Here is a 12,647-nt window from a genome sequence, read left to right as displayed (position 1 = left end):
ACACGCTATTTCATCAGTAGCCTTGATACGGATGATCTGGAGCGATTAGAGCGTGTGGTGCGGGCGCATTGGGCTATAGAGAACAATTTGCACTGGGTGCTTGATATCGCCTTTGATGAAGACAGCAATCGGACTCGCAAGGGGCATAGTGCTGCGAATCTGGCTGTTATCCGGCATATCGCCCTGAATCTGATCAAGGCCGAAAAAACATCCAGGGTGGGCATCAAGACCAAGCGTTGAAAAACCGGATGGGATAATGAGTATTTACTCCGGGTTATTGGGATAATTTAAGCGCGATTGCCCTGGGCAGGAGGGTCATTCGAGTCTTGCAGCACGAGCTTGCCCATGACTACAAGTTGCAAAATGGCTTTGCGCAGCTCAGTGATGTTTTCCTTGTTACGGCCTGGTAGAGGGAGAGGTAGATTTCTTAGGATTTATTCACCTGCCGTTTCTGGATTTTGATATGGCCGCACCAAACGGCTTGAAATCATGGGCCATAGTGACCGACCAGAGTAGATCTGCCAGAAACAAAATGCCCTTCCTGGCCTTGGCTTTCCACAAACGCCAGATGATCTGAGAGGCGGTGAAAGTTTTACCGGTGCCGGTTGCCATGACCAGCAGAATGCGCTGCTTGCCCCGCGCAATCGCCTTAGTGGTGCGGTTGATGGCAAGCAAGTGGTAGTAACGCGGGGTTTTATTGCTGCTGTCACTGTAGTAACCCTGCGTGATCAGAGCATGCTGCTGCCCATAGATATGAATGCCCTTATGCGTCAGCCACTCCTGCCACAGCATGTCGGCCGAGGGAAATTCATGTAAACCCAGTTCGCGCTCGACTAGCCATCGGCCGCAATTTTGTTATGAAACAAAAAGCCATCGCCGTTCGAACTGAAGACAAAAGGCACTTGCAGCAGCTCGGCATAATTGAGTCCCTGTTGCATGCCAGCGCCGATGGCGTGATTGTTGTCCTTGGCCTCGATCACGGCAATCGGAATATTGGGTTTGTAGAACAACACATAATCAGCCCGCTTGTGCTGCGCGCGTGTGCAAGCGACCACGTACAATGATACGTCCTTTAGTCAGCAGAAATTCTTCCCGTACCTGACTCGCAATATCCCACCCTGCCTGTTGCAAGGCAGGCGTGATGAATTGGGTGCAGATATCGCGTTCAGAGAGTTGTTTTTTATGCATGATCAACTCCCTTGCTCCTTTTTCGCTCGATAATGCTGCTTACTTGTTAGCCGCAATCAGTTGAGGTGTTAAGTGCGGTGCGATAATTTGCAGCAACTGCACGAAAATCTTGGGATTGCCTGCAACAATTTGCCCGCTTTTCAGGTAATTTTCATTGCCTTCCAGATCACTGACCAGGCCGCCTGCTTCCAGAATAAGCAAACACCCTGCGGCAATATCCCAGGGAGACAAGCCGATTTCCCAGAAACCGTCATAACGCCCGGCGGCGACATAGGCCAGATCAAGCGCAGCGGAACCAGGACGACGGATGCCAGCCGTTTTGGGGATAATATCCTTGAACATAGCGAGGTAAGCCTCCAGAAAGGACAGATCCCGGAACGGAATACCCGTACCGATCAGTGAATCAGCCAGCAGGCCGCGCTTACTGACGCGGATGCGTTGATCGTTAAGATAAGCGCCACGCCCACGGCTGGCGGTAAATAATTCATTGCTGACGGGGTCGTACACGACTGCTTGGGATAACACTCCTCGATGTAGTAATGCAATCGATACCGCATATTTGGGAAAACCATGCAGAAAATTAGTCGTGCCATCCAGCGGATCAATAATCCATTGATATTCTGATTTTTTGGCGTCTCCGCGATTACCGCTTTCTTCTGCTAGAATTGAATGGGTAGGATAAGCATCCATCAATACTTTAATGATGGCTTCTTCAGCCGCACCATCTACTTCACTGACAAAATCACTGTGCGATTTGCGTGAAACTGTCAGAATATCGAGGTTCCGTGAAGCCTGATTGATAATACTGCCTGCACGGCGCGCGGCTTTTACCGCGATGGTTAGCATTGGATGCATTTTATAAGACCAAGAAATAAAAAGAATTAAGAAAAGGTTAATTTTAATATGAATCGCTGCTGTCCGCTCGCCAATGTCCATATCGTATTAAGCCATACCACTCATCCCGGCAATATTGGCGCAACCGCAAGAGCCATGAAAACAATGGGGCTAAGCACGCTCTGCCTGGTCAATCCTAAATCTTTTCCGAATAATGAGGCAAACGTGCGTGCCAGCAACGCGCGGGATATCCTTGAGCAAGCCAGCGTGGTGAGCAGCCTGGAAGAAGCACTGCATGATACTGTGCTTGCCATAGCAATGACAGCCCGCACGCGCGATCTCTCCAACCGAATTCTTGATGCCAGACAGGCCGCAAAGGTGTTACTTGAGCATGCATCCAACGCTCCAGTAGCGCTGGTTTTTGGTAGAGAAAGCTCTGGTCTGACCACAGCCGAAATCAGTAAGTGTCAGCTTACCGTACATATTCCGGCCAATCCTGATTATTCTTCGCTCAATCTGGCTTCTGCCGTGCAGATCATGGCGTATGAACTGCGTATGGCGTTGACCGAAACAATGCTGATAGCTCCTCAGCAGTCAGCTTATCAGCTCGCTAACTTCCACGAGGTTGAGTTATTTTATCACCACTTGGAACAAGCCATGATCGAGAGCGGATTTCTCGACCCTAGGCAGCCCAAACGGCTCATGCAACGGCTGCGTCGTATGTTCGCGCGCACGCAACTGGAAAAAGAAGAAGTCAACATATTGCGCGGGATACTCAGTGCATTGGAAAAGCATCGTTCAGCATAAGTCATGTTGTTCGGATTGACTTAGCCAGCTTATTTAGCGATGATTGCAACTGATACTTCTTCAACCACTTTTTGAGATGGTAAGTTAACTGACTATTTACACCGTATCGTCAGTTATTTCACAAACTCACTGATTACAATAAAAGGAATGACCATGACAACCAATACACTTTTTAAACACAAAGTTAATGCCATTATCAGCAGCAAGCACTTATTAAAACATCCTTTTTATATGGCTTGGACCGAAGGCAAATTGACCAAAGATCAGTTGCGCCATTATGCGGAACAATATTTTTATAATGTCCTGGCTGAACCGACCTATTTAAGTGCGGTTCATTTCAACACCCCTCATATTCATGCTGAAACGAATAGCGGTGATATCAGTGTGCGTCAGGAAATACTCAAAAATTTGATTGATGAAGAACATGGTGACGGTAACCACCCTGCTTTATGGAAAGCCTTTGCCTTTGCCCTGGGTGCAGATGATAAAAGCTTGGCCAATGCCCCTGCTCTGCCTGAAACAGAAAATCTGGTTTCGACTTTCCGTGATATTTGCTTGAATCAGCCTTTTTATGCAGGCTTGGCTGCACTGCATGCATTTGAGTCACAAGTCCCTGATATCGCCGCAGTGAAAATTGATGGGCTGGCCAAATTCTACGGCATGAACAATCCGAAAGACTATGCATTCTTCTCGGTTCATCAGCAAGCGGATATCTACCATTCACAAGCCGAATGGGCCATCATTGAACGCTTTGCTGATACGCCGGAAAAACAGGCTGAAGTGCTCGCGGCGACTCAGCGAGCCTGCGACGCCCTCTGGAAGTTCCTGGATGGTATTCATGAAACCTATTGCGCGAATCTGATCTGCGAGCAAAAGTCGGCTGTGACACTGCACTAATTGAGCCTACCCGGGTGGATAGTGATCTATCTACCCGACATCATGAGCATTCTTTTTTCCCATCTTCATTCCAACGGAATGACTTCCTCTAGCGTAGCAAAACATTGATCCCGGCTGGTAGTCACAAAATCCTGCAAGTAGGTAAGAGAAGCATCCGCTTCACGTGCCGATATGAATAAATCGCTCCATAGCCCATTGGCGCCAATGCGCCGCGCGATGACGTAATCGTGATCGACATAATTTTTGATGCCCCAATTGGGCAAAGCAGCGATCCCTCGGCGACTTGCCACTAATTGCAAAATAGCCACGGTCAGCTCCGCTGTGCGCCGCTGGCAGGATATGCCTGCAGGCAACAATACCTTGCTTATCAGGTCAATACGCTCTTCTGGAACGGGATAAGTGATCAGCGTGGTATCGGCAAAATCGGCCGCCATCAGCACTCTTTTTTTAGTCAGCTCATGACCGGGCGCAAGCACCGCCAGAATTTCAAAACGAAACAAGGGATAGTGAACAATGCCTCGCTGCGGTTTGTTTTCTGAACCAATCACAATATCCGCTTCCTCGCGCTTCAGCAGTTTGATAGGATCAGCATGAAATCCGGAAACCAGATCCAGTTCCACTTCCGGCCAATGCTTGCGGAAAGTATCCATGATTGGCATCAACCAGTCAAAACAGGTATGGCATTCCAGCGCTATACGTAAATTTCCGCTTGTTCGCTGGGCCATTCTGGCGAGATCACGCTCAGCTGCCTGCACTTCCTTGATCACTTTTTCAGCTAACAGAACAAGACGCTCTCCTGCATCGCTCAATTGGATAGTGTGTCCCTGTCGTTGAATCAGCGATATCTGATAATAATCCTGTAATGCCTTGATCTGATGGGAAAGTGCCGATTGCGTAAGATGCACGCGCTTGGCGGCGAGCGATAAACTGCCGGTTTCCTGGAGTGCAGTCAAGGTTCGAAGATGACGTAATTCGAGCATATCAACTTAAGCAAACATGAATTTAATTCATAATTCTAATACATTTTTTCATTTGATTCACAGTTTAATCTGTCACACAATGATTGTTTTTTTAATACCCTAAGAGAAGAGTAATTATGGCTTTAACACACAATTTAGGATTTCCACGCATAGGCGCACGCAGGGAATTAAAGCAAGCGCTTGAAGCATACTGGCGCAGGGAAATTGACGTGCAGCAATTAAAAGATCAGGCCAAAGCCATTCGCAAAAAAAATTGGCTGCTGCAAAAGGAAGCAGGTCTAAACCTGATACCAGTTGGCGATTTTGCCTTGTATGACCACATGCTCAATATGTCCATATTACTGGGTGCAATACCTGAGCGTTTCAATTCAAGTCAGCATGACACCATGGTCGACCTGTATTTTGCCATGGCACGAGGGACGTCCGATCAATCGGCAATGGAAATGACCAAGTGGTTCAATACCAACTATCACTATATCGTTCCAGAATTTAACAGACAAACCCATTTTCAGATCACCTCGGAGCAATTGTTTGATGAGATCAAGGAAGCCCAGACATTGGGTATTTCTCCCAAGGTGGTATTGATCGGGCCGCTGACGTATTTATTTATGGGTAAGGAAACAGAAGTGGGTTTTAATCGTCTGGAGTTATTGCCCCGTTTATTGCCTGCTTATCGCAATATTCTATCTCGAATAGCAGCATTAGGCGTCCAGTGGGTACAGATGGACGAACCCTGCCTGGCATTTGAGCTGGAAGCCATCTGGTTGGAAAAGCTGAGTGAAGTCTATACCACCTTACACGGAAGCGGCTGCCAATTGTTGCTGACGACCTATTTTGATGCTATTGATAAACATACGGCCACACTCAAAGCTTTACCTGTCGAAGGTCTGCATATTGATGTATGTCGCGCACCACATCAACTCGATGCCTTTCTTCCTGATTACCCGGCTAACAAGGTACTTTCGCTGGGTATCATTGATGGGCGCAACGTGTGGCGCGCCGATCTCTCCCAGGTATTCGCAACTCTATCAAAAGCACAATCTTTACTGGGGGAACGATTATGGATTGCACCGAGCTGCTCGTTATTGCACTGCCCGGTCGATCTCCAGCTGGAGGCCCGGCTGGAAGGTGAAATTAAAGGCTGGCTGGCTTTCTCGGTACAGAAACTCAACGAAATTGTTATTCTGGGACAGGGACTAAACCAGGGAAAAGCATCCATCCAAACCTTTCTGCAAGAGTCCGTTGAAGTGAGACAGGCAAGACAGCAATCCAAACGGATACATCATCCGCTGGTACAAGAGCGCGTAAAAAAATTAACACAGCGCGAGTGTCAGCGTCATCTTCCCTTTGCGCAACGACAATCTTTGCAACAACACTATTTTCAGTTGCCGTTACTGCCGACTACTACCATCGGCTCATTCCCCCAAACAACCGAGATTCGCAAAGCTAGAGCTGCTTTCAGAAAAGGAAAGCTCAGCCATTTGGACTATCTGGAGGCCATGCGTGCTGAAATCCAGCATGTCATCCGGCAACAGGAAGAAATAGGGCTTGATGTGCTCGTGCATGGCGAAGCTGAGCGCAACGATATGGTTGAATATTTTGCAGAGCAGCTATGGGGTTATGCGTTTACCGAAAATGGCTGGGTGCAAAGCTATGGTTCGCGCTGTGTTAAACCGCCTATTCTCTATGGCGATATTTACCGCCCGGAAGCCATGACAGCTAATTGGATCAGCTATGCCCAGAGCCTGACCAGCAAACCGGTCAAGGGAATGCTGACGGGTCCGGTGACCATGCTGATGTGGTCTTTTGTACGCGACGACCAGCCTTATTCTGAAACAGCGCTGCAACTTGCTCTTGCCATCCGGGATGAAGTAAAAGATTTAGAGCAAACCGGCATTGGTATCATTCAAATTGATGAGCCTGCTTTTCGTGAGGGACTTCCACTGAAAAAATCAGCTTGGGCTGGCTACCTGAAGTGGGCAGTCCAGGCATTTCGTGTGGCAAGTTCAGGCGTTAAGGACCAAACACAAATTCATACCCATATGTGCTATTCAGAATTTAACGATATCTTACCTGCGATTGCCGAAATGGACGCAGATGTCATGACCATTGAGACCTCTCGTTCCCATATGGAATTGCTGGATGCATTTGTGCAATTTGCTTACCCCAATGAGATCGGCCCAGGAGTATATGACATTCACTCTCCACGCATCCCGGATACAGGTGAAATGCTGGCATTACTGAAAAAAGCGCTCCGACATATCCCACCCCATCAATTATGGGTCAATCCCGATTGCGGCCTGAAAACCCGGGATTGGACTGAGACTCATGTTGCATTGAAGAAAATGGTCAATGCGGCGCATATCCTGCGTAATCAGCTCATTCCAATTCCAAATCAGACATGACACGAAGGTGGCCGCAGACAGTGTCAATGGTACAGCAAAGTGAAATCGAGAAAGCCAGGTTGGATTGAACAATGGAACCACTGCTTAGTATCTCATCAATGGAAAGAGCCGTACCCAATCTGAGGCTTACGCTTGATTCGGGTACTGAAAAAGTTTGTACAGTGGCTAGGCATCAGCAGTTATAATTGCCCTCTCTGGCTGGAAAATCTCCGGATCAGTCAGTCAAACCGTTATTCTGCTTTTTAACAGATTCAACTGTATAAACAAGTTATTACTCAATCTTTAGCCTTACATGGATGAACAATCAAGTCTGCTGGCCTTGTTTACCAGCAGTTTTCTGGCGGCCACTCTTCTGCCAGGTGGTTCAGAAGCGGTATTAGCAGGCGTGCTCATGGCTTACCCTGAACTTTACAGTTCAGCCTTGAGCGTTGCCACAATCGGCAATACACTCGGTGGAATGAGTTCTTATGCGATTGGCCGTTTATTGCCAGACGAAAAGGCGATGCGCAGCAAAATGGGTAACAAAACGCGTGGATTAGAATGGGTGCGCCAGCATGGCGCGCCGATACTCTTTTTTTCCTGGTTACCCTTGATCGGTGATATATTGTGTGTCGCTGCAGGCTGGTTACGTATCCACTGGCTTTGGGCTGTGATATTTATTGCGGCAGGAAAATTTGCACGTTACTGGGTCATTGCCACTGCAATCCGTTAGTCCCCAGAGGCTGGGGACTAACTCGTCATTAGCTCATCTAACTGATTACTTCTCAAGTAATTTTTTTAACTCTCCATTTTGGTACATCTCGCTCATGATATCTGAACCGCCGACAAACTCACCGTTTATATAAAGCTGCGGAATAGTCGGCCAGTTAGAATACTCTTTAATTCCCTGGCGAATTTCCGGATCAGCGAGTACATCAACCGAGAATAAATCATTCACGCCACATGCATTGAGTATCTTAACTGCATTGGCAGAAAACCCACATTGGGGGTGATCAGGTGTACCTTTCATATAAAGCACTACGGGATGAGTAGTAATTTGCTGTTCAATCACCTCATTAGCATTCACGTCTCGATATCCTCCTTAAATAATTATTTCGAAAGCTAATTTTGTTATTAGATAGCCAGGTGAAATTATGGTTCTATTTTTCATCAGACATTATTGCGGTATCTCACCCTTCAGCAAGCATACCGCATTAATCATATTCTAGCAGTGAGCTTTTGTCGCCAGAGCGCGATCATCACGTTGCCCGCCACTCACGCGTAGTATCCCTGCCAGATCTGGACAGGAGAATATATTAATAAAACTGGATTCTGCCAGCAATTGCCGGCAAATAGCAGCTTGGTCATAACCATGCTCTAGTAACAGTTCACCCCTTGCAGCCAAAAAATTCGGTGCATTGGCGATGATGTGACGAATACATGCCAAGCCATCATTCAGCGCCATCAGCGCAATACGAGGCTCAAAACGTAGATCACCTTGATCCAGATGAGGATCTCCCTGGGCCACATAAGGTGGATTCGAGATGATCAGATTAAATTCATCATGATCCAATTGATCAAACCAGTTTCCTGCATGTATCTGCACATTATGGATGCCCAGCCTTTCTGCATTCAACCGAGCAATTGACAGTGCATCAGGTAAGAGATCGACTGCCGTAACATGAGCCAATGGCCGATGTTTGCCAATGGTGAGTGCAATTGCGCCACTTCCTGTGCCTAAATCAAGCACTTTACAACTTTGATTAACTGGAATACGTGATAAAGCCAGTTCTACCAGTAATTCTGTTTCCGGTCGAGGAATTAAAACAGCAGGTGTAACCTTAAAAGTCAAATCATAGAATTCACGTTCACCGACCAGATAAGCAACGGGCACACCCGCAGCTCTCCTCGTTACCAGCAATTGGAAAGTATTTAATTGCTCGCGATTCAATATAGTATCTGAGTGAGCAGCCAGAAAGGCGGCATCTACATTTAACGCATATTGAAGCAATAGGCGTGCCTCTATATGATCTACAAGACGATGGGCATCTTGTAGTGCCTGTGCTATCGTGACCTGCATATTTGCGCAGCTATTTTAAAGTAAGTACTTCCCTGGAGCCGTCATTTTTCCATCAGAGATGCCAACTGCTCTGCTTGGTGTTCAGCCATCAATGCTGAACACAGCTCATCAAGATCGCCATCCATGATTTGGTCCATCTTATAAAGCGTAAGATTGATACGATGATCTGTCACTCGCCCTTGCGGAAAATTATAGGTGCGAATCCGCTCGGAGCGCTCTCCGCTTCCCACCAGGGATTTGCGTGTCGCCGCCTGCTCTGCCTGCTGCTCATGCATTTGCTTATCGAGAATGCGGGCAGCCAGCACACTCATTGCTTGTGCCTTGTTTTTATGCTGAGAACGCCCTTCCTGACATTCGACGACGATCCCTGTGGGCAAATGGGTAATACGGACGGCTGAATCCGTTTTATTGATATGCTGACCGCCTGCACCGGATGCCCGGAAGGTATCAATTCTTAACTCAGCCGGATTCAATTCAACACCGGTAATTTCATCAACTTCTGGGATAACCGCAACGGTACAGGTAGAGGTATGTACTCTTCCTTGAGTTTCTGTTGCTGGCACGCGCTGCACGCGATGGGCACCTGATTCAAACTTGAGCCGAGAATAAGCCCCATAACCGATAATCCTGGCGATGATTTCCTTGTAGCCACCTACATCAGAAGGGCTTTGTGAGATGATCTCGACCTGCCAGCGCTGACGCTCAGCATAGCGTGCATACATACGAAACAGATTACCTGCAAACAATGCAGATTCATCTCCACCCGTGCCCGCACGAATTTCAAGAAAAATATTACGCTCATCATTGGGATCTTTTGGCAATAACTGCTTAAGCAACTCAGCTTCGATTTTCTGGAGTTTCTCTTTCCCAGCGACAATTTCAGCTTCAGCAAAATCCCGCATGTGGGGATCGGGGATCATCTCTCTGGCGGTTTGAATATCCAGCTCAGTTTTCTTATGAGCCTGATAAAGCTCAACCACTGGAACAATCTCCGCCCGTTCACGCGTCAGCTTGCGATATTTATCCAGATCGGCTGTAATTTTCTCGCTGCTCAATAGCTGGTTCAATTCCTCCAGCCGCACACTCAGGCGAGTGAGCCGGTCTGCAATACTTTTATTCATTGTGGGTAATGTAATTGATATAACCGATTGATCAGTTCGACCAGCTTATCCCGCTCATCATCGGCTGCATGATTCAGCATACTGGAAGGAAAGTGTAAGAATTTGTTGGTCAATCCATTACTGAGCGATTCGAGTATCTTTTCCGGATTTTCTCCTTTTGCCAGCAGCTTCTGCGCGCGTGTAAGCTCATGCCTGCGAAAGCGCTCTGCCTGATCCCGCAATGCTCTGATGGTCGGAACGAGTTCGCGTGTGGCCAGCCAACGCATAAAATCAATCACATTGGTTTCAATGATAGTTTCAGCCTGGGCAACTGCGCTGAGGCGAGAGTCCAGTCCCTCTTTGACGATATCGGCCAAATCATCCACATAATAAAGAAATACATCATCCAGCTCTGCAACTTCCAGCTCGACATCTCGCGGGACTGCCAAATCGACAATAAAAATGGGGCGATGTTTGCGGATCTTGACGGCACGTTCCAACATGCCCTTGCCCAGAATCGGTAAGGGACTGGCCGTACAGGTAACCACAATATCGTGCAACGCCAGCTGTTCAGGTAATTCGCTAAGTGGGATGGCTCGTGCATTGAAGCGTCGCGCTAATGCTTCGGCCCGTTCGGCAGTGCGATTGGCAACTGTAATCCGCTTGGGGTGCTTGGCAATAAAGTGGCTGGCGCAAAGCTCGATCATTTCACCTGCACCAATAAACAGGACATTCTGTTCGCTGATATCACCAAAGATCCGCTCTGCTAAGCGAGCAGCGGCAGCAGCCATGGATACTGAACAAGCCCCAATCTCAGTAGATGTGCGTACCTCCTTAGCCACAAAAAAAGTGTGCTGGAACAACTTGTGCAGCAATAATCCTAGCGTACCGGCGTTCTGTGCTGACTTGATCGCATTCTTCATCTGGCCGAGTATCTGCGGTTCACCCAGCACCATGGAATCCAGCCCGCTGGCTACCCGAAAAGCATGCTTGACTGCCTGCTCTCGTGGCAATCGATAAAGATAAGGATCTAATTCACGTTCAGGCAAATGATGAAAATGTGTGAGCCAATGTATCGCCGTATCGGGCTTCTCGGTGTTACAGTAAATTTCTGTACGGTTACATGTCGAAACAATGGCAGCTTCTTTAACTGCATGGTTTCCCACCAGGTCATGCAAAGCATGCTCCATTGTATTTTCATTAAATGTAACTTGCTCACGTATATTTAATGGTGCTGTATTGTGATTGATACCAAAGGCAAATAATTGCATGAAAGGTGATCTTTAAATAGCTAAAAATCGGAAATGCATCATTATAGCGGAAGTTTAAGCGCTATCAATGAAAGGAATAGATTTACCCTACACACTTCCTCTAACTACCCTTATAGATGCTAAATGTAAAACCTCTTCATAACTGTACTTTTAGTTTTTTCTCTGGGCTCTGGGTATAGGTAGCTCATAAAATCGATTACTTAACAATACTAAATTATCCAAAAAGCCAGTTATGCACAAGCTTCTAAGTGATTAAGTTAACGCCACGGCATAATGGGAATAGTAGAGATACTGTTTTTAGGTGACCCCTCAATAACTCTATCGCTATAGGTAAGATAAATCAGCACATTGCGTTTAGGGTCATAAAAACGCACCACCTGTAATGTCTTAAACAGCAACGAAGTACTTTTCTTAAATACTTCCTCACCATCTTGTTTTCCATTTCTCACATCCTCGGGTAGTTCGATGGGGCCTACCTGACGGCAAGCTATGGAAGCATCAGCGGTATCCTCAGCCACTCCCACTGTACCCTTAATCCCCCCTGTTTTAGCCCGACTGAGATAACAGGTAGCTCCTGCAATATCGGGATCATCAAATGCTTCAACGACAATTTTATCATTAGCTCCCAGAAACTTGAATCGAGTGGATACACTACCAATTGGTTCAGCCATTAAAGGAAAAGCAAACAATAAGACTAAAATAAATATAAATAACTTAATTTGCTTTGAAAAATTTAAGAGACAAATCATCGTCTAGTTTCTCCATTTCATCGTACACTATGCTCTATCACTACTCAGTTAGATATTTAATCAAAATCTCGTTGACCCTTAGCTTAGAGAGCATAAATCGATAATTGTTTAATTGCACTTATTGTCAGCTAATAAAATACACCGTCATCCATTCAAGGCATTGTCAAGCTTGTGTCACTGCGCACGCTCGAAATTGGAATATCCATATGAATGGACGAAGATTTTAACTTGCATCTCCTCACAGTAAAAGTGTTTTTATTATTAACTCAAGTTTTGGGGTTCATTTTTGGTAATGAAACAGTGTAACACATTGATTGGTATGCAATAAAAGCCTCCTGAGTGGTAAAATTTAGTTTG

The 12,647-nt window shown here is 46.6% G+C and carries 12 protein-coding genes and 1 pseudogene; 5 read left to right on the top strand and 8 right to left on the bottom strand.

Features of this window, described 5'->3' with window-relative positions:
• Positions 1-240: ISAs1 family transposase (locus tag BM283_RS15385; RefSeq protein ID WP_139225297.1), on the top strand; the 240-nt coding region annotated here is incomplete at its 5' end.
• 190 nt (positions 241-430) lie between these two features.
• Here BM283_RS15385 and BM283_RS20670 read toward each other — a convergent pair.
• Together BM283_RS20670 and BM283_RS15375 are read right to left on the bottom strand one after the other, a co-directional pair.
• Positions 431-1,188 (bottom strand): annotated as a pseudogene (locus BM283_RS20670) (DEAD/DEAH box helicase family protein); the annotation flags it as partial.
• A 39-nt stretch (positions 1,189-1,227) separates the two neighbouring features.
• On the bottom strand, positions 1,228-2,043 hold the full coding sequence (locus BM283_RS15375) for an inositol monophosphatase family protein (RefSeq protein WP_046851549.1): 816 nt from the start codon (positions 2,041-2,043) through the stop codon (positions 1,228-1,230).
• Positions 2,044-2,091: 48 nt separating this feature from the next.
• Here BM283_RS15375 and BM283_RS15370 point away from each other — a divergent pair, with 48 nt between their 5' ends.
• Both BM283_RS15370 and BM283_RS15365 read left to right on the top strand, forming a co-directional pair.
• Complete coding sequence (locus BM283_RS15370; RefSeq protein WP_090694661.1) at positions 2,092-2,829, top strand: RNA methyltransferase; 738 nt, start codon at positions 2,092-2,094, stop codon at positions 2,827-2,829.
• 153 nt (positions 2,830-2,982) lie between these two features.
• Positions 2,983-3,726: a 4-aminobenzoate synthase gene (locus BM283_RS15365; protein ID WP_090694658.1), complete on the top strand. Its 744-nt coding sequence runs from the start codon at positions 2,983-2,985 to the stop codon at positions 3,724-3,726.
• A 65-nt stretch (positions 3,727-3,791) separates the two neighbouring features.
• Here BM283_RS15365 and BM283_RS15360 read toward each other — a convergent pair whose 3' ends face one another.
• On the bottom strand, positions 3,792-4,706 hold the full coding sequence (locus BM283_RS15360) for a LysR family transcriptional regulator (protein WP_090694657.1): 915 nt from the start codon (positions 4,704-4,706) through the stop codon (positions 3,792-3,794).
• A gap of 116 nt (positions 4,707-4,822) precedes the next feature.
• Between BM283_RS15360 and metE the strand changes: the two genes are divergently transcribed.
• Positions 4,823-7,111, top strand: coding sequence for a 5-methyltetrahydropteroyltriglutamate--homocysteine S-methyltransferase (gene metE / locus BM283_RS15355; RefSeq protein WP_090694654.1), 2,289 nt, complete (start codon positions 4,823-4,825; stop codon positions 7,109-7,111).
• Between the two features lie 292 nt (positions 7,112-7,403).
• Positions 7,404-7,823 carry a YqaA family protein gene (locus BM283_RS15350; RefSeq protein WP_090694652.1) on the top strand — a complete coding sequence of 140 codons (420 nt, stop codon included), beginning with the start codon at positions 7,404-7,406 and terminating at the stop codon, positions 7,821-7,823.
• A 45-nt stretch (positions 7,824-7,868) separates the two neighbouring features.
• Here the strand turns inward: BM283_RS15350 and grxD are convergent, their stop codons facing one another.
• The 5 genes from grxD to creA all read right to left on the bottom strand — a co-directional run bounded on the left by grxD (position 7,869) and on the right by creA (position 12,290).
• On the bottom strand, positions 7,869-8,177 hold the full coding sequence (grxD, locus tag BM283_RS15345) for a Grx4 family monothiol glutaredoxin (protein WP_090694650.1): 309 nt from the start codon (positions 8,175-8,177) through the stop codon (positions 7,869-7,871).
• A 138-nt stretch (positions 8,178-8,315) separates the two neighbouring features.
• A complete protein-coding gene (prmC, locus tag BM283_RS15340) occupies positions 8,316-9,170 on the bottom strand; it encodes a peptide chain release factor N(5)-glutamine methyltransferase (protein WP_090694648.1) in 855 nt (284 codons plus the stop codon).
• Positions 9,171-9,211: 41 nt separating this feature from the next.
• Entirely contained in the window at positions 9,212-10,291 is a 1,080-nt protein-coding gene (gene prfA, locus BM283_RS15335; RefSeq protein WP_090694646.1) for a peptide chain release factor 1, read from the bottom strand.
• Positions 10,288-11,541: a glutamyl-tRNA reductase gene (gene hemA, locus BM283_RS15330; RefSeq protein WP_090694644.1), complete on the bottom strand. Its 1,254-nt coding sequence runs from the start codon at positions 11,539-11,541 to the stop codon at positions 10,288-10,290. Before hemA ends, prfA begins: the two co-directional genes overlap by 4 nt.
• A 257-nt stretch (positions 11,542-11,798) precedes the next feature.
• Positions 11,799-12,290 (bottom strand): protein CreA, encoded by a 492-nt coding sequence (creA, locus tag BM283_RS15325; protein WP_090694642.1) that lies wholly within the window; start codon positions 12,288-12,290, stop codon positions 11,799-11,801.
• Positions 12,291-12,647: the final 357 nt, after the last annotated feature.

Source organism: Nitrosomonas sp. Nm34 (genome assembly GCF_900113925.1).
Taxonomy (GTDB): Bacteria; Pseudomonadota; Gammaproteobacteria; order Burkholderiales; family Nitrosomonadaceae; genus Nitrosomonas.
The sequence above is the reverse complement of the archived record's forward strand: the minus strand, read 5'-3'. Positions and strand labels throughout refer to the sequence as shown.

Coding starts and splice junctions, on each gene's coding strand:
- BM283_RS15365 (WP_090694658.1), top strand. CDS start 2,983: ATGACAACCAATACACTTTTTAAACACAAAGTTAATGCCATTATCAGC.
- creA (WP_090694642.1), bottom strand. CDS start 12,290: ATGATTTGTCTCTTAAATTTTTCAAAGCAAATTAAGTTATTTATATTT.
- BM283_RS15350 (WP_090694652.1), top strand. CDS start 7,404: ATGGATGAACAATCAAGTCTGCTGGCCTTGTTTACCAGCAGTTTTCTG.
- prmC (WP_090694648.1), bottom strand. CDS start 9,170: ATGCAGGTCACGATAGCACAGGCACTACAAGATGCCCATCGTCTTGTA.
- BM283_RS15370 (WP_090694661.1), top strand. CDS start 2,092: ATGAATCGCTGCTGTCCGCTCGCCAATGTCCATATCGTATTAAGCCAT.
- BM283_RS15360 (WP_090694657.1), bottom strand. CDS start 4,706: ATGCTCGAATTACGTCATCTTCGAACCTTGACTGCACTCCAGGAAACC.
- hemA (WP_090694644.1), bottom strand. CDS start 11,541: ATGCAATTATTTGCCTTTGGTATCAATCACAATACAGCACCATTAAAT.
- metE (WP_090694654.1), top strand. CDS start 4,823: ATGGCTTTAACACACAATTTAGGATTTCCACGCATAGGCGCACGCAGG.
- BM283_RS15375 (WP_046851549.1), bottom strand. CDS start 2,043: ATGCATCCAATGCTAACCATCGCGGTAAAAGCCGCGCGCCGTGCAGGC.
- prfA (WP_090694646.1), bottom strand. CDS start 10,291: ATGAATAAAAGTATTGCAGACCGGCTCACTCGCCTGAGTGTGCGGCTG.